At 42.7% G+C, this 22,981-nt stretch carries 12 protein-coding genes; 4 read left to right on the forward strand and 8 right to left on the reverse strand.

Annotated elements, in window-relative coordinates; genetic code table 11:
• Nucleotides 1-108 precede the first annotated feature (108 nt).
• Nucleotides 109-540: an Lrp/AsnC family transcriptional regulator gene (locus tag ACW689_RS04675; RefSeq protein ID WP_476288812.1), complete on the forward strand. Its 432-nt coding sequence runs from the start codon at nt 109-111 to the stop codon at nt 538-540.
• Between the two features lie 7 nt (nt 541-547).
• Here the strand turns inward: ACW689_RS04675 and ACW689_RS04680 are convergent, their stop codons facing one another.
• Nucleotides 548-1,276, reverse strand: a complete 729-nt coding sequence (locus tag ACW689_RS04680; protein WP_476288814.1) for a substrate-binding periplasmic protein — start codon at nt 1,274-1,276, stop codon at nt 548-550.
• Between the two features lie 78 nt (nt 1,277-1,354).
• Nucleotides 1,355-2,206 (reverse strand): DUF417 family protein, encoded by an 852-nt coding sequence (locus tag ACW689_RS04685; RefSeq protein ID WP_476288816.1) that lies wholly within the window; start codon nt 2,204-2,206, stop codon nt 1,355-1,357.
• Nucleotides 2,207-2,413: 207 nt separating this feature from the next.
• Here ACW689_RS04685 and ACW689_RS04690 point away from each other — a divergent pair, with 207 nt between their 5' ends.
• Nucleotides 2,414-3,250, forward strand: a complete 837-nt coding sequence (locus tag ACW689_RS04690) for a trypsin-like serine protease (RefSeq protein ID WP_476288818.1) — start codon at nt 2,414-2,416, stop codon at nt 3,248-3,250.
• A 45-nt stretch (nt 3,251-3,295) separates the two neighbouring features.
• Here the strand turns inward: ACW689_RS04690 and feoB are convergent, their stop codons facing one another.
• Nucleotides 3,296-5,398, reverse strand: coding sequence for a ferrous iron transport protein B (gene feoB / locus ACW689_RS04695; protein WP_476288820.1), 2,103 nt, complete (start codon nt 5,396-5,398; stop codon nt 3,296-3,298).
• A 13-nt stretch (nt 5,399-5,411) separates the two neighbouring features.
• Entirely contained in the window at nt 5,412-5,669 is a 258-nt protein-coding gene (locus tag ACW689_RS04700; RefSeq protein WP_476288822.1) for a FeoA family protein, read from the reverse strand.
• A gap of 256 nt (nt 5,670-5,925) precedes the next feature.
• Here ACW689_RS04700 and ACW689_RS04705 point away from each other — a divergent pair, with 256 nt between their 5' ends.
• Complete coding sequence (locus ACW689_RS04705) at nt 5,926-16,824, forward strand: Ig-like domain-containing protein (protein WP_476288824.1); 10,899 nt, start codon at nt 5,926-5,928, stop codon at nt 16,822-16,824.
• A 456-nt stretch (nt 16,825-17,280) separates the two neighbouring features.
• Here ACW689_RS04705 and ACW689_RS04710 read toward each other — a convergent pair whose 3' ends face one another.
• The 3 genes from ACW689_RS04710 to ACW689_RS04720 all read right to left on the reverse strand — a co-directional run bounded on the left by ACW689_RS04710 (nt 17,281) and on the right by ACW689_RS04720 (nt 19,073).
• On the reverse strand, nt 17,281-17,532 hold the full coding sequence (locus ACW689_RS04710) for a DUF2999 family protein (RefSeq protein WP_476288826.1): 252 nt from the start codon (nt 17,530-17,532) through the stop codon (nt 17,281-17,283).
• A 93-nt stretch (nt 17,533-17,625) separates the two neighbouring features.
• Nucleotides 17,626-18,255, reverse strand: coding sequence for a LysE family translocator (locus ACW689_RS04715; RefSeq protein ID WP_476288828.1), 630 nt, complete (start codon nt 18,253-18,255; stop codon nt 17,626-17,628).
• Nucleotides 18,256-18,485: 230 nt separating this feature from the next.
• Entirely contained in the window at nt 18,486-19,073 is a 588-nt protein-coding gene (locus ACW689_RS04720) for a GNAT family N-acetyltransferase (protein ID WP_476288830.1), read from the reverse strand.
• 124 nt (nt 19,074-19,197) lie between these two features.
• Here ACW689_RS04720 and ACW689_RS04725 point away from each other — a divergent pair, with 124 nt between their 5' ends.
• Complete coding sequence (locus ACW689_RS04725) at nt 19,198-20,199, forward strand: tetratricopeptide repeat protein (protein WP_476288832.1); 1,002 nt, start codon at nt 19,198-19,200, stop codon at nt 20,197-20,199.
• Nucleotides 20,200-20,242: 43 nt separating this feature from the next.
• Here the strand turns inward: ACW689_RS04725 and ACW689_RS04730 are convergent, their stop codons facing one another.
• The gene (locus tag ACW689_RS04730) at nt 20,243-22,249 is read right to left on the reverse strand and encodes an alpha-amylase (RefSeq protein WP_476288834.1); all 2,007 of its coding nucleotides are present in this window, start codon (nt 22,247-22,249) and stop codon (nt 20,243-20,245) included.
• Nucleotides 22,250-22,981: the final 732 nt, after the last annotated feature.

Genomic DNA, 22,981 nt, shown 5'->3' on the forward strand with positions numbered 1-22,981 from the left:
TGCTAAAAATATATATAAATCGCACCATTTTTTGACGTTTTGTACATTCATTTAGTGCAAAATGTATATTTCTATTTTTGAACACAGCTATATTCGATATGGTGAAACGTGCAACCTTATTTATATGATTCGTTAGATAAAGCGCTTATTTCAGCGTTGAGAAAAGACGGTCGAGCATCAGTGTCAACGCTGGCCAACTCTCTTAAAGTCTCCAGAGGCACAATTCAAAACCGGTTAGATCGACTCGTAAGTAGTGGCGCCATTTTAGGGTTTACCGTGCGGGTCCACGAACAAATTGATAGTGACTGTGTGCGAGCCATTATGATGATTGAAGTTGTTGGCCAGTCCACCTCTCAAGTGATCCACAAACTCAGAGGCATCCCAGAGCTTGTTAAGATCCATACCACCAATGGCGCTTGGGACCTTATTGTCGAGATCAAAGCGGCAAACCTCAGTGAATTTGACGGTGTACTAAGAGAGGTAAGAGAAATTAACGGTATTTTGAATAGTGAAACGAGCATTATGCTATCAACAACTTAAGCCCACGCTAATTTCTTTGGCCGGTATATTTGATGTAGATTTCGTTTATTTCATCGCGCTCAACCATAACTTGTAGTGCTTGATTGAGCTCTTGTTGCAAAGTGGTTAAATGTGGTTGCAGACGCATCGCGACCTCAGCAGTTTCAACTGTGTAGGCGAACTTAAACTGACGATAAGGTAGGTTGTTGGCCATGTAATAATTCGCAGTATCTTTACCAATTAACACATAATCTAATCTGCCATAGGCAAGTTGGCCAAGTAGTTCTTTTTCGGAAATGTTTTCATAGATTAACAGTTTATCTTCATCGAAATGCTGTTCAAAGGAACCATATCGATACCCTCTGACTTTGCCAACCACGCTACCATAGGCTTGAGTTATATTTTCCAACGTATTCCCATGATTTGCGAGTAACACCTCTGTCGATGTAGCGTAGGTTTGCGTATATATACCAGGTACTTTTTGATGTGCACGCCAGTGTGGGCTAACACCGGGCTCAATATCAACTTGCTTGGTATCAAAAAAGCGTTGCCCTCGTGCAACGGAGGTCGCGACGAACTTAAATTCATGCCCCGTCAGCTCAGCCAAACGCTTAAAAATATCCGCAAAAATCCCCACCACTTGCTGTTGCTCTTTGAAACTATAAGGTGGATTAGCGCCATGATAAACAAGAACATTATAGGTTGCACAAAAAGCAGGGCTCAGAAAAAATAAAAAGCCTAAGAGCCAAAACCTCATTGCATAACCTCAACGTACGACGTGTAATACCTTCTGTAGTTATAGCATTCAGCTTAATTTATGTACAAAACAGACCTGTTACTGGCGCTCTATTACGCAAGTATCACGTAAATATGTGCATTGTAAAATCACCAATAAATTGCCAATAAACCATAGATCTTTGATCACAAACTGACCGAGGCCTGCCAACACTGTTTGTGAACTAAACGCCCCCTCAGTGGTAAATAAGAAGCTTTGCGTCATAACAAACACGGCACCGCAACCCATTATGGAAAGCAACTGTAAACGCTTATTATTGGCCTTGATGGCAACAGCCAGCAAAGCTGCCATCAAAATATCGTAGGTACCTATCAGATTAGATGCCCACTGTACCGAAAAAAGTTCATAAAGCCATGACATAAAAGGGGATGTACTCACCAGTGGCACAATGCCTTTTGCCTCGAACTCGTAAAATTTAAGTCCACCAATCCAAAACAACACCATTGCAACAGGGATATAGTTTAACCACGCTAACTGCGCCTGAGAGAACCGAGCAGCACAAAACAGGCTAAGCCCAAGCACTAATAAAGCCAAATACTTAATCACCCCCTGCCCTGACCCAAGAATGGGAAAACCGCCTAAATCTTGGATATAACGACTAGCATCAAGCAAAGTAAACAGAGGGAGTGCTGCAATGCCAACGAGAAGACACATCGCAACTTTTGCATTTCGGAATTTTGCCTCGAATGCAATTAAAATAGCCATACACAACATTAAAGCACCAAATAGGTAGCTAAAATGAGTTGCATCAAGAAAGCGCTCAAGGTGATAGAAGTTTACCATCAAAGCCATTTCTTTAGGGCTGCCATTTAATAAATAAGCAATGCCGAGTAGCGAAAGGCTGATCACTAAACATATTTTAATAGCTTGGTTGAGATTTTGATGATTCATTATATTTGCTCAATAAACGGATATGACCAAGATAGACCGAGTTAACGCATATTTACATTCATTCCATCCATTTATCTGGAAAATTGCGCTCAATTTAGCACTTAGTCACTTACTTCTAGTGCTTGTCGAATACGCAAGTAAACGCTTGTATTGCGCCTATTATTGAGGTAAGTATGTTTATTAAACAACCATATAGGAATAATCTTCATGGGAAAAACTCTAGCGCTTTTATTGCTCTCATTCAGCCTTCCCTGCTCCGCTATTGTTACTCGACATGATGTGGACGGTAAAAAGTATTTAGCGAACGCGACGGACTTTCCCCCCTTAGCCACATTTTATATCGATGGTGCCCATGGCACGCTTATCAAACCACAATGGGTCGTGACTGCGGCACATGCCACTTTTTGTTTAGGATCAGACAAGTTGATTGCTATCAACAATCAACTACATAAAGTTGAAAAAATTTTTATACATAAAGCGTACACACCAGGAAAAAGCCATGATATTGCACTGATAAAATTGGCACAGCCTATTCTCGACATTAAACCTGCAATCCCTTACGTTGGCGAGAACGAAAGAAACCAAGTTGTTTGGTTTATTGGTGTGGGTGGTACAGGCAATGGTAAAACAGGGCAAACCATTGATAATTTTGAAAACAAAGGCATCTTACGCAAGGCGCAAAACAAAGTAGAGCAAGCAATTGGTCCTTTGCTCAAATTTAAGTTTGATAAAGCGACAGACGCATTACCGCTTGAAGGCGTTTCAGGTGGTGGCGATAGTGGTGGCCCCGCATATCTAGAAAACGAAGATGGGCTGCACATTTTAGGGATCAGCTCTCGGTTTACCGGCTCTGGTATTGGAAAATACGGTATTGTTGAAATTTATACCCGCGTATCTTATTTCAGTCAGTGGATAAATAACATTGTTGATGGAGACGCCCAAACGCAAAACCGGCTATCTACCTCGAAACTAGCCAAGTTACCAGCAGGGCTAACTGATAAACTACTACCAGCTGTATGCAACGACATCAATTTAAAGCAATAAACATAAAACGCGTTTGTTGGGGGGAAGGCCCCCCAACACTCGAGCCTAACCCAAATTAATTTGATAAGTCGGTGGCTTATTCATTTGTTTGCCCAAACCTTTTAGACCAAACCACCAAGCTAAGGTGAGCACGGCCATAACCGCCAACCAAGTACTTGCAAAAACAGGATTCTGCGCAAAATGGGCTAACTGGTAGATACTGGTAGACAAAATGTACGCAAGCGACGTTGTCCAACCAATCACTAGCCACATCCAACGCGCACCAGACTCACGCTTCACAGCCCCCAATACGGCAACACATGGGGTGTATAGCAAGATCAACACTAAGTAGCTAAACGCGCCTATTTGGCCATTAAATTGGCTGGCCATTTGTGTAAGTAACGTATTACTATTGGCATCGGTCTCTTCCAAAGCACCTAAACCAAGTGGATCGCCTAAATTACTTAACAAATCCACAAAATTAGTACCAATTGTGCTTACCGCCTCAACCGTCGCATCAAAGAGTGAATACTCCGTACTTTCTTCCTCTTGACCAATGTAAAGCGCGTCTAGCGTTCCAACAATCGCTTCTTTAGCAAATAGTCCCGTAACAATACCTACCGTTGCCGGCCAGTTATCTTCTTCGATCCCCAGTGGTTTAAAGGCAGGTGTTACAATCTGCGCCCCTTTGGCCAGTAAAGATCGGTCAGTGTTTTCATTACCAAAGCTGCCATCGGTACCAATGGAGTTGAGCATACTGAGCAACATGACCACCATCACAATGGTTTTGCCTGCACGCTTTATGAAGTTCTTCAATCTATGCCAAGTCGTAAGCCAAATATTGCGCCAAACCGGCATGTGGTAGGCTGGCATTTCAGTGTACGAGGGTGTTTTTTCCCCTGTGAAAACAAGCTTTCTGAATACAAAGCCACTGCCTACCGCAACCACGATCCCCAATAAATACAATGCAAATACCACATTGGCGCCATTGGTTGGGAAAAATGCCGCCGCAAACAAAGCATATACAGTTAGCCGCGCACCACAAGACATAAACGGCGCCATAATAATAGTGAGCAACCTGTCCGATTCTCTATTCATGGTACGCGCCGACATCACCGCAGGTACATTACAACCAAACCCGACAATTAAGGGCACAAACGCATTGCCGGGTAAACCAATTGACGACATTAGCCGATCAATAACGAATGCAGCTCGAGACAAATATCCGCTATCTTCAAGTAAAGATAAACACAAGTAAAGTACGCCAATCACCGGAATAAAGGTTGCCACCAGCTGTACACCAGCCCCAAAGCCATCGGCGAGTAGCACGCTCAACCAAGCTGGTGCACCAATGCCACCGAGTACTTCTTTAACGCCATCGATAAGCAAAGCACCAACAAAAATATCAAAAAAATCAATAAATACGGCACCAAAATTAACCGCGATGGTAAACATCAGATACATCATGGCTAAGAATATCGGCACACCTAAAAATCGATTAAGTACAACCTTATCGATTTTATCTGTTAAGTCAGAGCGTTGGGGAGAAATGACATTCACACCGTGTGTGAGGCTTCTGACCTTTTTGAATCGTGCCGTTGTTGCCGCAATAGGATCGGCATTGTTAATTGTTTCGGGTGTTTGCTCTGAAGGTTTTTCACTTGCTTCTACTGGTTTATCAAGCGCTGCACTCAATGCCCTTGTTAGTTGCTCTGTACCTTTACCTGTAGAGCCAACCATAGCGACCACTGGAAGCGAAAGCCGATCACTCAATAAATCAACATTGAGAGATTTACCACGTTGCGTAGCCACATCTACCATATTGGCCACAACCAACATGGGCGTGCCAATCTCTTGCAGTTGTGTGGTCAATACAAGATTACGCTCTAAGTTAGCCGCATCAACAATATTGATAATAAAATCAGCGCCACCGTCACGTAAAAAATCAATCGCTATTTGCTCATCTTGACCCGGCTCTAGTTGCTCTAAACTATACAAACCCGGTAAGTCAATCAATTCGGCAACGTCGCCATGTTCTAAAGTAAATTGACCTGTTTTTTGCTCAACTGTGACCCCTGGCCAGTTACCCACTTTTTGCTTGGAACCCGTTAAACGGTTAAACAATGTGGTTTTACCACAATTAGGATTACCAACTAATGCAATCTTCACCCGCAATCCTTAGTTAAATATTTGTTGTTAAAGAAATAAAATTTGCGTCGCTCTTGCGCACACTCACTAGAGTATCACCCACCTTCACTTGCAGCGGACAGCCCATCGGTGCCACGTTCATCAACTCGATTTGCTCACCCGGCACAATTCCAAGCGCCATAATACGGCTTGCAAGTGCAATATCTTGATAATTTAAGGCGTCAATCACCGCCTTTTGCTTTGGTTTTAATTCGTTCAGAGTCATAGAAAATAACGCTATTGCAAGTGACAATAGTTCCCATTACCATTTTCTTGGATAATAACGCACTCCTAAACTTAATAAAAGCGTATTACAGACAAAGCCCCAACATCTATCGATGGAAAGTAAACTATCGCCCACTTTTCAAACAATAGGAATAGTCTAACTTCCTATTTTATATGAAATTATTCATACCCAAAAAAGGCACACTACCGCGCGTAAATATCAATTGAATACTGTCGGTGTGCAAAAAATACACAGACTCTAGGAAATAATAGAAAGGACTATTATGAATACTAACCAAAGGGAGTGGTTGCGCTTAGCCCTACCCCTGTTTAATTCACTACGTAAACCATCCTGTTTACTCTACATTTTAAGTGTATGTGCTCTGTTTAATGGTACAGCGGCGTATGCTGAAGAGTGTACAAAATTACATGTTATTAACGAAGGCTCCCCCTCGTCATCATTTGATTTTATTAGCCAATATAGAACCGTGCAATGTATTGATGAAACGCAAAATGATAAAGTAGTGGCTTCGGTTACGTTTAAGTACTACTCATTGTATTCAAAGGATTCCATCGAACACATCTACACGCCCTCAGAACGCCATAGTTATTACACATTTGTAAATACAGCTTCTACCACAGAGCCTAAACAGACTTTTAAAATCCGGATGTCATCATCTGGCTGGGAGGCACATACTGGTGTTTTTGAATCTGACAATGCACCACAAGATATTGTTGTCGATGGTAATCGTTTTAAAAAAAGAGGGGAACCTATCAGGCTTTTTATCAAGGACAAACTTCACAACTACGCTGCTGACTATGACTTCCAACTAGCTAATAATACACTAAATAACGACAACTTCGGCATTTTGGGCAATGAGCTTAGAGCTACTAATGCTGAACCTGGGCATTACAAAGTGCATGTCATTGCTTCCAATCAGTGGCATGAAATATCAAAAACAATCGATATTGAGGTCGTGGAAGAATCGAAAGCAACACCTCGTTTGTTAGTAAATAACGTCGTGTCGATACATTATAATCCGGCTGATAATTTTCACCACCAGCCAAAGTTAAACGTTAGTGATCTTTCAAGTTACCGTTTCTCTATTAAAAACAACCCAAGCTGGATATCTTTAATTGAAAAGAGTGGTTTACTTACAGTTTTTAGTAAAAAAGAGGTCGGGCTGTATTCGAATATAGAATTAAGTGCACATTCTGACACTAAGACTATTGTATTCCCCCCATTTGAGGTTTCTGTAATTAATCCCATTCGTTCTCCGAAACCCAGTATTTATAAAGACTTTGAATTAATTGTAGATAAAAAAAGCGAATTTAAATTTTACTTCCCGTCAGAGGATAACCAAAATATTGGTAACATTAAGTTATCCATCACAGGCATGCCTGATTGGTTGTCTGTCAAAAATAACAAGGTTGTAGGAACGCCACCATTAAACACGCTAGGAAAGTCATTTACTGGTAAAGTGCATATCAAGTCGTTAGACGCTGAATACACAACAATTGGTGAGTTTACCGTTAAGGTTATTGCTGAGCCGCCACCTCCACCAAATAAAGCGCCTTCTATCAGTGGTGAACCTACAACACAAATTGATGAATGGACGTCGTACTCTTTTACTCCCGTAGCGCAAGATCCAGATACTCCTGAATCGCTGGTATTCTCAATAGAAAACCAACCTCGTTGGACTCATTTTAACACAAACACAGGCGAGCTATCGGGCTTTGCTTCGGGTGGTAATATTGGCACTTATAGCAATATTATCATTTCTGTGTCTGATGGCACTTATTCTGCTAGTTTACCCGCATTTTCAATCACTGTGATTGGTCATGAAGATCCACCAACAGCCGGCCCTCAGCGCATTTTTGTCAATGAAGATGAATCTATTTACTTTAAACTAAACGCAGATGACCCCGATGGTCCTTACGGTCTGGCTATTACCCTAGTTAATCCACCAAAACACGGGACAGTGACCTTTACTGACAATATTGAAAGAGATCAGAATCTATATATCGGACAACCTAATTACTTTGGTGAAGATAGCTTTACATATCGCATTACAGACCCAACTGGCTTTACCGCCGAAGCCGAAGTGAAAGTGACTGTACGCCCAGTACAAGATGCCCCCACTGTGACTGTGTTGAGTTCACTCGCAACCAAAGAGGACGAGTTTTTCACGTACACCCCAGAAGCTGATGACGTAGATAATGATGAGCTAACTTTTAGTATAGACAATAAGCCAGATTGGCTTAAAATTAACACAGCAACTGGGACAATCTATGGTCGACCAAGGCAAGGAGATGTTGATACTTATACTAGTTTAAGATATGGAGTGTGGGATGGAAAAGAAATGGTTTCATCTGAAGAATTCACTCTAACGGTTATAAATGTCAATGATGCTCCATTGATCTATGGAAGCCCCCCCACCAGTGTCAAAGAAGATTATAAATTTACATATAAGCCGCAGGTACTTGATGTTGACCCCAATGATGCCCATAGCTTCATAATCAAAAACCAACCGAACTGGATAGAGTTTGACCCTAAAACAGGAAGAGTTTCAGGTACTCCGACAGATCGTGACGTTGGCATCTATAAATTTTTTGTATTTGCTAAGGACATAGCTGGCGCAATATCGGAGCCGTTAGAATTTAACTTAGAAGTCATTAATATCAACGACACCCCTATGCTATATGGCAGCCCAATCAGAGATATTAATGAAGACAGTGGATATAATTTTAAACCGACTCTTCGAGATCCAGATAAAAACGATACCCATACCTTTTCAATCGAAAACAAACCGGAATGGGCATGGTTTAACACAAAGACAGGTACTTTAACTGGCACACCATCGAACGAGCATGTTGGTGTATACAGCGACATTCGCATCGCAGTTACCGATTCAGCAGGTGCCATGGCCTATCTTCCTACTTTTAGTATTGAAGTTTATAACACCAATGATTTGCCAGAGCTAAGCGGTCAACCTGCACACGAAATAGCTGAAGATAGCCCGTATGTGTTTACCCCAACACTCCATGATGTTGATCAGGGGGATACACATACTTTCTCCATCGAAAACAAACCCAATTGGGCCACATTTGATGTCACCACAGGTACACTCAGCGGTACACCGCTTGATGAGCATGTAGGCAAGACTGAAGAGGTAACAATCAGCGTAAAAGACAGTGTGCAAGGTAGCTCAAAAGTCTCATTGCCAGCATTTTCTATTGAAGTTACGAACACCAATGATGCACCAACCGCTTCTGGCGCTGATTTCACTTTGGCTGAAGGGGAACTATTGACCGTTTCTGCCGAACAAGGCTTGTTGACGGGTGCAAATGATGATGATTTAGACTCAGGTGATAACATTGTCACCATACTGTTGGACAAAATGGACTTTGTGGGCGAATTAATTCTCAACGTTGATGGTTCATTTAGCTATCAACATGATGGTTCCGAATCCTTTAAGAGTACTTTCCGCTTTGTTGTTCGGGATACTCATGGCGCTTTATCTGAGGTACAAATGGTCAACCTAACCATCACCCCTGTTGAGGATGCACCTGTTGCACAAGATGATGAAGCCACTACGCAAGAAGATACCGCCGTCAAAATCAACTTAGTTGACAATGATAGCGATGCTGAAAACAATCTTGTGGCTGCGTCTGTACAAATTGAACAGCAGCCAGAGCACGGCAGTGTGTCGCTAGAAAACGGCGTGGCTACCTATACACCAAGCCAAGACTTTAATGGTGACGACAGCTTTAGTTACACCGTTAAAGACGCTGAAGAACTGGTTTCAAACATCGCCCGTGTAAACCTCGCCATTAGTGCGGTAAACGATGCCCCTAATGCTGAAAACATCAACTTGTCTATTGAAGAAGACACGCCAGTTTCACATGTTGCAATCAGAGCTATCGCTAAAGACATTGAAGATGAGGGTGGTAAACCACTTGGCTCGATTAAACTGATTGATGAAGCCAAGTTTGGTACTTTGACTCTCAACCAAGATAACGGTACTTTTGATTATGCCCCTAACCTGAATGTGTCTGGTGTCAATGAAAGCATCAAATATGTTATCCACGATAATGATGGGCTCACCTCGCTAGAAAAGACCATCACCATCAACATTGGCGCCATCAATGACCGCCCTGTCGCTGAAAGTGACATCATTACGACTGATGAAGATGTCGCCACTGAACTGGCTGTTTTAGCTAATGACTCCGATATCGAAGACACAAGCTTTAACGGCGCCAATATAACCTTAGAAGACCAAGGTCAAGGTGCTGGTGTTTACGCCTTTGCAACCGTCACAGTTCAAGCCGACGGCAAGCTCAACATTGTGCCGACTAAAGATGTATTTGGTGAATTTACATTTACCTACACACTGACTGATAGTGAAGAGTTAGCTTCAAAACCAGCAACAGTGAAACTAACCATTAACTCAGTAAACGATGCACCTATTGCAAAAGATGATATCGCACAGGTCGACGAGGATGGTTCTTTTGAAATCAATGTACTGGGTAATGATACCGATGTTGATATCGATGATGCTCAAAAGCTAGATAAATTAGATACCTCCAGTGTCGCCTTAGCTAATCAGCCTGAAAATGGCTCTGCAGAGGTGCTAGAAACAGGTGCTATCGTTTATAAGCCAGCACAAAACTTCAGTGGAGAAGACTCTTTCACCTACACGGTGGAAGATTCTCACGATGCGATTTCTAACGTAGCAACAGTGATTGTAACAATCATTCCCATTAATGATGCCCCAGAAGCGACTCCTGCTCACGTATCTGTCAATGAAGATAACAATGTGACTGTTACACTAACTGCAACAGACGATGAAACCAGCGAAATAAGCTATCACATTTCCCTGCCACCTTCATATGGCTCATTAGAACAAGTCGATAAAACAACTTGGATTTATGCGCCAAATAACAATTATCATGGTTCAGACTACTTTGAGTTTATTGCAAATGATGGCGAGTTTAGTTCTGAGCCTGCTCAGATCGAGATTGACATTGTTCCTGTTAATGATGCTCCAACTGTATCTGAAATTGAGGTTGACACCAATGAAGAAACTGAGATTAGCTTTGCCTTATTAGGGAGTGATATTGACAGTCAAACGCTTACTTATTCTATCGTAGGCAGCGTAAGCAATGGCTCAGTAATTGTAGAGAGTAATACTGTCTTATACACACCTAATGTCGACTTTGTTGGCACAGAATCGTTAAGTTACATCGCTAGTGATGGTTCGGAAGATTCAAATCCAGCGACCATCAAGATACATGTTAAAAATACAAATGATGCACCTTCACTTTCGGGTGTTCCACACACTTACGTTGCAGAAAACCAAGAATATCGCTTTACGCCGACTTTGAATGACGTAGATGACAACGATACACATAGTTTCTCTATAAACAACAAACCTGTGTGGGCTACATTCGATACATCGACGGGAACACTATCAGGTATTCCAAAAAATGAGCATGTTGGTAAATCTAAGCCAATTATCATTTCTGTAAAAGATAATGCAGGAGCTGTCACTTCACTTGATGCGTTTACCATTGAAGTAAATAACGTTAACGACAGACCCGTATTAGCCGGCAACCCACTATCAACGATTGCCCAAGACGATACATACCAGTTTGTACCAACATTAATTGATGTCGATAAAGGCGACTCTCATACTTTCTCCATCCAAAACCAACCTGAGTGGACAAAGTTTGATACCAAAACTGGTGAACTCTCTGGTACACCTCATAACGAGCATGTAAAAACTTATCAAGACATCACTATTTCTGTAACTGACACAGCAGGTGCAAAAGCCTCTTTAGACGCGTTTGATCTTACCGTTAACAATGTCAATGACGCACCAACTATTAGTGGTCAGCCAGCTAACACGGTTTCCGAAGATACTGCGTATAGCTTTAAGCCAACGTTTAGTGATCCTGACTTGGATATCCCCAACTCCACAGAGTCTGTTACTTTCTCAATCGTGAACAAACCAAGCTGGGCTGACTTTGATACGGCAACAGGCCAGTTAAGTGGTACGCCGAAAAATGAACACGTTGGCAAAACTGAGCAAATTGTTATTTCTGTGAATGACAAAGCGGGAGCCAGTGCTTCACTCACAGCCTTCACTCTTGAAGTTACTAATGTCAATGATACACCTGTTGCTTATGGGTTTGATTTTTCAGTAAAAGAAGCGGCCACCTTGGCTATTACATCCAAAGAAGGCTTGCTCAGCACGGCTCATGATGACGATAAAGACGATGAGCTTAAAGTTGAGCTGGTCAGCAATCCAGCACATGGTGCGCTAACACTCAATGCGGATGGCTCATTTAATTACACTCATGATGGTTCGGAAACGCTTAACGATGAATTTAAATTTGTAGTGAAAGACAAAGTTGGCGCGGCATCTGAGGTACAAACGGTCAACCTAACCATCATCCCAGTTGAAGATGCGCCGATTGCACAAGATGACGAAGCATCAACACAAGAAGATACAGTCGTCAAAATCAACTTAGTTGACAATGATAGCGATGCGGAAAACAACCTTGTGGTTGCGTCTGTACAAATCGAACAGCAACCAGCACATGGTAGTGTGTCACTAGAAAACGGCGTGGCCACCTATACACCGAGCCAAGACTTTAATGGTGAAGACAGCTTTAGTTACACCGTTAAAGACGCTGAAGAACTTGTTTCAAACATCGCCCGTGTAAACCTCGCCATTAGTGCAGTAAACGATGCGCCTAATGCTGAAAACATCAACCTTTCTATTGAAGAAGATACGCCAGTTTCAGATGTTGCAATCAGAGACATAGCTAAAGACATTGAAGATGAGGGGGGTAAACCACTTGGCTCAATTAAACTGATTGATGAAGCCAAGTTTGGTACTTTGATTCTCAACCAAGATGCAGGGACTTTTGATTATACTCCTAACCTGAATGTGTCTGGTGTCAATGAAAGCATCAAATATGTTATCCACGATAATGACGGGCTAACTTCATTAGAAAAGACTATCACCATCAACATTGGTGCTGTCAATGACCGCCCTGTCGCTGAAAATGACATCATCACTACCGATGAAGACGTTACCACTGAACTGACTGTTTTAGCTAATGACTCCGATATCGAAGACACTAGCTTTAACGGTGCCAATATATCCTTAGAAGACCAAGGACAAGGCGCGGGTGTTTACGCCTTTGCAACCGTCACTGTTCTAGCCGACGGCAAGCTTAATATTGCACCAGCTAAAGATATATTCGGTGAGTTTACATTTACCTACACGTTAACTGACTCAGAAGAGCTCGCTTCACAGCCTGCAACCGTAACTTTGACCATCAACTCAGTAAACGACGCGCCTATTGCCAATGACAATGAAGTGCAAGTTGATGAAGATGGCTCCTTTGAAATTAATGTACTCGGTAATGATACCGATGTTGATATTGATGAGGAGAAAAAACTCGATTCTCTGAATGCAGCAAGTGTAACTGTAGTCACGCAACCTGAGAATGGCTCTGTAGAAGTGCTTGAAAGTGGTGCCATTGTTTACAAACCAGCGCTTAACTTCAGTGGAGAAGACTCTTTCACTTACACTGTGGAAGATGCGCATGGTGCTATTTCTAATAAAGCGAAAGTGCTAATCACAATAAATGCCGTAAACGATGCGCCTATTGCCAACAGCACAAATATCTCCGTCGTCGAGGATGGCCAATCTATTGTTACCTTAACGGGCAGTGACATTGAAAAGTCACCACTGACCTTCAGTATTACAACAACACCATCCAAAGGTACATTGACTAAAGCGACTGATATAACTTGGTTGTACAAACCTAATGCCAACTTTAATGGCACTGATAGCTTTGCTTTCACAGCCAATGACGGCAAGTTAAATTCTCAACCTGCATTAGTGGATATTAAGGTTACTCCCGTCAATGATGCACCAAAAGCCCAAGCGCTAAGTACATCAACCGCAGAAGAAGAGTCGGTCACTATTGTATTAAAAGGCGAAGATATTGATGGTCAGTCTTTGTCATTTGAGCTAGTGAGTGACGTTAACAATGGTACAGTTACTTTGGCAAACGATAGCGTAACCTACACACCAAGCAATGATTTCTTTGGCACTGACACATTTACTTATGTGGCGAATGACGGTGCGCTAAACTCAGCGCCAGCAACGGTGTCAATCACGGTTGAGAACATCAATGATGCACCTGAGATCTCAGGTACGCCTGTAACTAGTATTAAGGCCGACGGCCAATATAGCTTTACGCCAACAGTAACAGATGTAGATAGCAGTACGTTCACATTTAGTATCGTCAATAAACCGAGTTGGGCGAGCTTTGATACGGCAACTGGAGCGCTGTCTGGTAACCCTGCTCGTGCCGATGTTGGTGTGACAAACAATATCGAGATCAGCGTCAGTGATGCTGAGTTATCAGCGAGTTTAGCGCCATTTAACATTGCAGTGGCCTTTACCAATACGCCACCTCGTACTCAGCCACAAACCATCAATGTGGATGAAGATGGTACCACTACTTTTGTGCCGCAAGCCGATGATGTGGATGGAGATAAACTGGCACTGAGTATTGTACAACAACCTCAATCAGGCACTGTAATTATTCAAGGCAATGTGATCAGTTATACGCCTGATGCCAACTATCACGGCACAGATACCTTTAGCTACTTCGCCGATGATGGCAGTGCCAAATCGGCTGAGACGCAGATCTCTGTTACGGTGAAGTCAATCAACGATGTACCGAAAGCTCAGAACGACAGCTTCGAGTTGACGGTTAATGAGTCAAATCGCTATAGCCTAGATGTTTTGGTCAATGATAATGACGCGGATCAACAGCCATTGACGATCGTCGGTGCACAAGCTTCTATCGGTAGCGTAACCATTGAGAATGGCCAATTGGTTTACCAAGCGGCAAACTCCGCTTCTGCAAATGTCACTGTGAGCTATGTCATTAGCGACCCAGAGCAGGCACGATCAAATGCAGTTGCGACAATTAGCTTAGTGTCAAATTTAGCTGATGCGCCTCAAATCGTTGCACCTGATGACATTACTGTGAATGCAAGCGGTTTATTTACTAAAGTCGATTTAGGTATAGCGAGTGCCACAGATGCACAAGGAAATACCCTTGCTGTTTCTTTAACTAACGGCAAACGCGTATTCAAACCAGGCAAACACCTTGTTTATTGGCAAACAGAAGATGCGCAAGGCCGACAAGCGATCGCAACTCAAAATGTGACCATTCAGCCACAGGTTTCTATCGACCGAGGTATGACAGTTAGTGAAGGTGGCAGCTATACATTAGCCGTAGCACTTAATGGTGACGCGCCTAGTTACCCAGTTTCAGTACCCTATACTGTATCTGGTACTGCGAGTGAACTTGACCATAACCTTCAGTCGGGTGAAGTCGAAATTACACAAGGCCGTACAGGTGTTATCTCATTTGAAGTGTATCAAGACAGTCAACTGCAAGAGCCTGATGAAACTCTGATTGTTACACTAAATGCTAGCCTCAATACCGCGCCAGCTGCTAGTGAAGCGAAAGTGACAATAGCGCAAGGCAATGTGGCTCCTGAAGTAACTACTTCGGTAACCCAGCAAGGTGAGCAACGTACGTTAGTCGCTAAAGATCAAGGTGAAATCGTACTCCAAGCGATTGCAAAAGACGTGAATGCTGAAGATACGCTAACAGTTGAATGGCAAAGCGCACAAACGCAAGTCGTTAATACCAGTAACTCGCCTGACACCTTTGCCTTCTCACCCACTGAATTAGCAGCTGGCCTTTACCAATTTACTGTGAAAGTAAGTGATAATGGGGAACCGGCGTTAAGCGCGAGTAAAGAGGTGTATATTGAAGTTATTGAACAGCTCGCAAGTTTAACATCGCAAGACTCTGATGGTGACTTGATCCCTGACAATGAGGAAGGCTACAGCGACTCTGATAGTGATGGTATTCCGGATTACCTAGACGCGATTGGCCAACCTAACGTACTGCAAAGTATGGCGAGTAACTCAGGTGGTTTCTTGATTGAAGCTCAACCTGGCACACAGCTGCGTAAAGGTGTAGCGGTCGCAAACAATAACTCGGGGGGCGCTCAGTTACTTGCCTCTGAATTACCACAAGATGATAGCGCACAAAACGTGGGCGGTTTATATGATTTTGTGGCTTCAGGGCTAATGAACGCAGGTGATGTATTTACCATCGTACTGCCTCAAAGTGAGCCTATTCCTGTGAATGCGATTTATCGAAAATATCAAAATGGCCAATGGGTGAACTTTAATGTTGGCAATGGTGATGATGTGATGTCAGCCCCTGGTTCATCTGGATATTGCCCGTCATTAGATAGCACGCAATGGAAAAGTGGCTTACATGCTGGCAACTGGTGTATCAAACTGCACATTGTTGACGGCGGACCAAATGACGATGATGGTAAAGCCAATAAACAGGTGGTTGATCCAAGCGGTATGGCGGTTGTGTTAAATGGTAATCAACTGCCAGTTGCCAATGCCGATGCTTATAAAGTGATTGCTGGTAAACGTACTTTACTTGAACTATTGAGTAACGATACAGATCCTGACAATAACGCACTCACATTGCACAGTGCAAGTAGTGAACTTGGCCTGATAGAGTTGGCAGGTGATGCCGTTTACTTTACGTCCCCCGACAATTTTGCTGGTGATATAGAACTTAATTACTTGCTGGTGGATAGCCAAGGGGGTTCTGCAAATGGTGTGGCAGTTATCACAACGTTTGTAAATACCGCTCCCGTTGCTATAGCAGATAAAGCCACTACAAAAGACACACAAAGTATTGTTATCGATGTGTTGGCAAATGACAGCGACAAAGACGGCGATGCACTTAACATTACGCAAGCAAGTGTTGACACCGGAACCGTGGATATTGTTGATAACGCCTTGCACTATTCGCCAAAAGCTGGCTTCTCAGGCATTGCGCTCATTCACTATACCATTGCAGATATTCAGGGGGCAGAAGCAAGCGCCAATGTTGAAGTAACCGTCGCAATCGACTCCGTATCAATTACAAAACCGAGTGAATCGAGCGAGAAAAACTCATCATCTGGCTCATTTGGCGCTTTGATACTATTCGTCATGTTAGGCGCAGTAACCAGACGGAGAACGATGCGGTTCATGTAATATCAATTCGTTACTTACCACCAAGGCCAGCATCGCTGGCCTTTTTTATAACTACTGGAGCAACTTCGCCTCGCCCCCTTCTCTCACCCTCGTATTCTCTGGCAAGTTGGAAGCTTATACGTTCATTGCTTTTTGCTGTTGCGCTTTCTCAGGCCTTTACAAAGCAATATTACCTTTAGGCACTTTAATACGATATATGGACACGGAACCTCCAGGCATTACTGAGCGCCAAGGTTTTAGAAAACTTGCGCCGTTCAAGTAGCTTTGTTTAAAAAGAAAGGTAAGAAAAGGAATAATCGAAAAAAATAAAATATTTAGCGGCAAAAGATACCGCCAAATATTTTATTTTAATCTGAACTCGGGATAATGGATATGGCAAAGTTAGTTATATCAGTCCATTACCAGACCAAATCATACAGTGCTATAGCATATTGCTTATCCCTAGTTCAGGTTATTTTACTGCTTCAGCTTAGCTTTAGCTGCTTCTACTTTTGCAAAGTCTAAACCTAGCTCATCAACCGCTTCTTTGATCAACGCGGGATTTTGCATCACTAAGCCCATGAGTTGCTGTAATTTTTCTTGAGGAATGCCTAAATTAGCAATCACGCCCATCGCCATCATAGGGTTTTCGGTCAGTGTTTGAAATAGTTCGTTAACTTGCTCATCACTAATATTATGTTCTTTTAAAATAGCTAAAATTGGGTTCATAGTTATGCCTTCAATAAGTTAAGTGCACCAGTACTATGCTGGTCCTAAAGGGAATAATACCTGAGATAGTGGCATACATCGGATTTTTCAAGCTCAACGCTGCTTCATGAATGCAACCGCAAGACCCGACGACACAAACGTCAACCCAGCACCTATGTTCAACCCGGCAATAACCCTAGGTTTATGCGTTAACCATGTGCTTAATTTAGAGGCAAAAATCCCCATCAAGCAAAAACCCAGCGCTGTTAAAGTAGCAAACCAAATACCATACACAAACATTTGCGTGGTGACTGAGCCCAATTCTGGATTAACAAACTGTGGTACAAACGCCAATACAAATAACCCCGGTTTAGGGTTCAGCGCGGCAGACAAAAAGCCTGTCGCGAAAATTGAATACAGTGAGCGCTTTTCTACCTGCTGATTAAGCGTAAATAAACTTTTACTTCTAAGTACCTTGATACCTAGCCAGATCAAGTAACCTGCACCTATAAATTTCACGGTATAAAACGCCAAGGTGGAGGTTTGCAACAAAATGGTTAGCCCCAAAGTTGCCGCGAACACGTGAAAAACTATACCAGTCCCTGATGATACACCAGATACAATAGCAGCTAACTTTCCTTGACTTAATCCTCGCCCTATCGCCAGTAAATTATCTGGGCCAGGTGAAATCACCAACAAGGCACACGCAAAGGTATAAGTTATAAATACATCCACAGGAAACATAAGTATTTTCTTCTGGTTATTGGTTATTGGTTATTGGTTATTGGTTATTGGTTATATCATCTTAAATTTATTCGACTTAAGCACCGTAAGTTAGTTCCCATTTTATTTGGCTAGGCGTCGACATATGGCTTACCTCTGTCCGGATTTTAAAACTGATAGCCAAACTATGCGGCGCGGGCTCTGTTTTGCCAAAATAACCAAATGGCTGCAGCAAAAACACACGGCAAAGATCAGTCACTCCTAGTTAGTTTATACTCAAGGTTATTGCGCACGGCTGGCCACTCTGAAGCGATGATTGAATAGACTGCGGTATCTCTAAGCGAGCCATCTGGCATAATTTGGTGTGCTCGTATAATTCCATCCAGTTTCGCGCCTAAACGTTCGATGGCACTGCGGGAAGGCTGATTAAAAAAGTGGGTTCTAAATTCAACGGCGATGGCGTCGCAAGACTCAAACAGGTTTTGCAGGAGGAGTAATTTTGCTTCGGTGTTTACTGCGGTTCTTTTTACTGCGTTTGCATACCAAGTGTAGCCAATGGCCGCCCGACGATTTACGTCATCCACTTGATAGTATCGCGTTGTACCTACCACCTGCTTTGTTTCATTATGAATCACAACATAAGCAATATTGCCAAGTTCCATACCTTTTACTGCACTAGCAACATAATTTGGCATTTGTTCAGGCCTTGGCACATTCGCATACCAAAGCTTCCAACTTTGGCCATCTTCAACCGCTCTTTGCAGCAGTTCAACATGCGCCATCTGAATAGGTAGCAAAGTTACAAAGCGCCCCAAAAGAGGACTTTTATTGATCCACATTATTGTTATTTCCTTTATTATTTATTATTCAGTGGTAAACTGGTGACTTATGCTAAAACATCAAACGCTGACTAAGTTTCAGGTTTATGAACAAGTAAATTTTGAACAACCCGTGGAGTAGTGAGTGCTGCTAAATTTTGCATTTTTAATCGCGTTAATACAAGGTACTCAGCCCGATCTTAATACGCTGAAAACTCAGCTAGCCTTCCAACCTGATGCTGTTGCCCAGCAATTTTACCATTACCAAGCCCTACCAGCTAACAAAGGCTCTGCCCAGTTTTACCAACTCACACTGCGCGCAGCCATTCTCAGTAATCAACCCAAGCTGGCCAATGACATTGCACTCAAACTGGCTGATAGCTCCTGGGAAACGATTATTCCCAATCGCCATGCAAAATTACTCAGTAACCTTGGGGTATTATTACGAATAAATGGCCACTACAAGCAAGCACAACTGGCTTACGATTGTGCACTTTTACTCAATAAAAACGACGATTTTTTCCAATTTCATACCTTACTGAATTTACAGTCAGCGATGGTACACAATGACGAACATGAACTCGCGCAAAAAACACTTGAAAAGGCGCAACAACTCGCAGTCACCGAGTCGCAAAACCAGCGGATCAAAGTTAATTTAGCGAATAACTACCTCGATAGTGGCCAATTAAATCAGGCAAAGCCTTTATACAAAGCGCTGTTTCGAGATGCCAGTTTAGCCAAACAAACAGAAAGCGCCGCGCGCATTGGCTTGAATTTATTAAATACAGTGCTGCTATTGAAAGAATATGACCAATTTTGGCGCTATCAAAATAGCGTGAAAGAAAACATCTTTGCGATCAAGGGCAATAATCATCATTATTTCTACCATTTAGTGCTCATGCGCACGCTTGTCAGTGCATTGCAAGCCCCCAATCAAACACAGTACGAGCGTTTTTCCTATGCACTTGAGCATGGTGAGTTTTTATTTGAGTATGGGCAAAAACAATCCATGGCCCTGTATGTCGACATGCTGAACGTCCCTTGGATACGTGAGCAATTTGTAAAGCAACTGGCTGAGTATGCGCGTATTAAACCCCAAAAAGAGGTTTCTATGCAGCTATACAAGCGCTTTTGTCCCTTCAAATAGATTAAAAAAGGCAAGCGCAACACTTGCCTTTCAGAGAGTTGAATTAGAAATCAGTGTATTGATAGCTATTTTGACCAAACTCAAAAACATTAATTTTACCGCACTGGGCAAAATGGTTATTGCTGGCGTAGGGCGTATTCGGCTGCTGAATATCGCCTTCCCAACCTTGGCCGTTTTTGACAAACGCCTTTAGCTCAAACCATCCATTGATACTGTTGCGACAGTCCATCTGTACGTCAAACATCCAGTAATGCGCACCATATACATTCAAAGGTGTTTCACCAAATCCGTCTTGCTCAACGGTTTTCTTCGTCCCCCACTCGCTAGGCCAAAGATTCGTTGTCCAATCTAATGGGCTCCCTTGAGCTGTAGGTGCTTGCCCCTGTTCAAAAGCGCCCCAATCGAGCCAGTTGTCTCCGGCTTTCCATTCATTGGTAGTTGGATTTTTTATATTGTTGTGACTGATTTTAAGCATACAGGCTTGTGCATCATCACGGCAGTTTCTACCAATGGATTGAGCATAGGTATGGTCAATACCACCACGAATGAACATATCTTGCCCTGCTTGCGTTTGCGCTTTGATGAACACAATGGTGCGTTGACTGTCGATAGGAGGCTCATCACCCATAATCTTACTATTGTGGTGGATAGCAATGGCGTCCATACCTGCTAGTGATATATCTGCTGCGCCATTTGCTTTCACGACAACTTTGCGGCCAGAGCAGTACACTTTATCGCCACTTAGCTTACCAGTTAGGACATCACAATACTCTCCTTGTGCTAGCCCCGTTTGCAAAGATTGCTGCATCACACCTGACTCGCGATTTATAACAACAAACCCTTGCGCACCTCTAGAAAACGCGATTTGATTATTTCCGTTATCCCACCAATTACTTATCTGCCAAGTGGCTGTTGTGTTATTTCTAAAATCCATGGCGCCTGCGATCATGCTTCTTCGGTGTTCACACTGCCATTGATCTGCAAAACAATTCAGCCGACCATTGTCATGCACAGCCACATTAGGCGCCCCCGCATCCGTATCTCCGTGAAATTCAAAACTCGACATCACTTTGGGATAGCCATACGGATAAGCCAACATAAACACATTTGCTAAGTCGTATAACTTACCGTCTTCAAAAGTGACAACATTACCGGCGCCACCATGACCACGCTGGTTATCATGGTTGTCAACAAACACCACCGCTTTGTAGCTAGGCATCATACCCCACGCTTCACCGAAGTTACTTAGCCAGGCGAGTTTACCGCCCTTAAATGTTTGCCCTAGCTTGGTACTATATTTAAATTCGGTCACTAAGCCATTTGCAAAGTACTCACTCGCGCTCACAGCTTCTCCACCTTGGTCAATCACTTCTTGAAATACTAGGGGGTCGCCATTGACTTGAGATAAAACGGACGCAATATCTGAGGCTGGCATATGCTTGCTGGCATCAAGCCGAAATCCAGCCACCCCCGAATCCATTAAAGTATTTAAATATCCCGCAAGTTGTGACTGCACATAGGCCGAGTCGGTATCTAAGTCGGCCAATCCAACCAATTCACAATTTTGTACACGCCACGCATTGTTACCGTAGTCTTCACCATTGATGGCACAGGTCTCATGAAAATCATGAGGGCTATACATGGGAAACTGCTTTACGCCATAAACGCTGCCTGCGACACCTTGGCCACTCCCTGCAGCCATATGATTGATAACTGCATCCACATATATGTTCACCCCAGCCTGTTTGCAGCGTGCGACCATTTCTTTAAATTGTGCTTCTGTACCACCGCGGCTTTGCAATTGATAGCTGACGGGTTGATAACGCGTCCACCAAGGACTCCCCTGAATATGCTCACTCGGAGGAGACACTTGTACAGCGGCATACCCATTTGGCCCCAAAAATGTCTCGCATTCCTGCGCAACATCGGGCCATGACCATTCAAAAAGGTGAACGAATGTAGTGGGTTCCGCATAAGCTGATTTAGCAAGTAGCAACATCGTTGCGCCAGCCACAAGTGATGTTTTAGATAGATTATTTAATGTTGTCATAATGTGCTCGTATATTGTTTATATTATTTACAAACCGATAACAACATAGAGCACTAGATATTATTTATCCCGCTGAATACGTATGCAGTTACTAAAAAACAACCACATTTTTTGAAAATTACTGAATACCTGTGACACGTAAAAGCAACCTATTGCACTCACCCCAAGCCTCAACCCCATCCCAAAACATCATCACTGTTCCATGAGAGGCAATATCAATTTTGAACAAAACTCAGTAAATACAGAGTGCAAAAAAGCGCTCCATGGTGAGCATGCGTCAAAATGAAGATATTCACCTCCCTTATCCAATATCCATGAGTTGGTAAAGCAGCTAAAAAATGCAAATAAGGGGGCCATCAAAACAAGCCAGTCTTCTATTAACAAAACTAATGGCAATGTTGTTGAAGAATTAATCTAATTATCACATAGTTGTGCCATGTTATTGTGCAATCATCTGTATGAATTTTGCTATTAATCATTGAAACGATATCAAGGCAAGTGCCCTAATGAGCGAGGTAAGCGAGAGCGAAGCATTATGTCAATGTTAGGTAAACACAAAATAAAAAGACAGGACTCTGCTTATTCTCATTTAACTTCTCTCATTAATTATGATCTGAAGACAATTCACTGCTTGGCTTCAACCCCTGAACAGTTTTGCACTCACTTTAATCGTAACATTTCTCTTATTCATCGGGTGTTGACATAATTTAGCATCATGAGACCTGTTCCTCG

The organism is Pseudoalteromonas sp. ABE4_541, assembly GCF_056312285.1.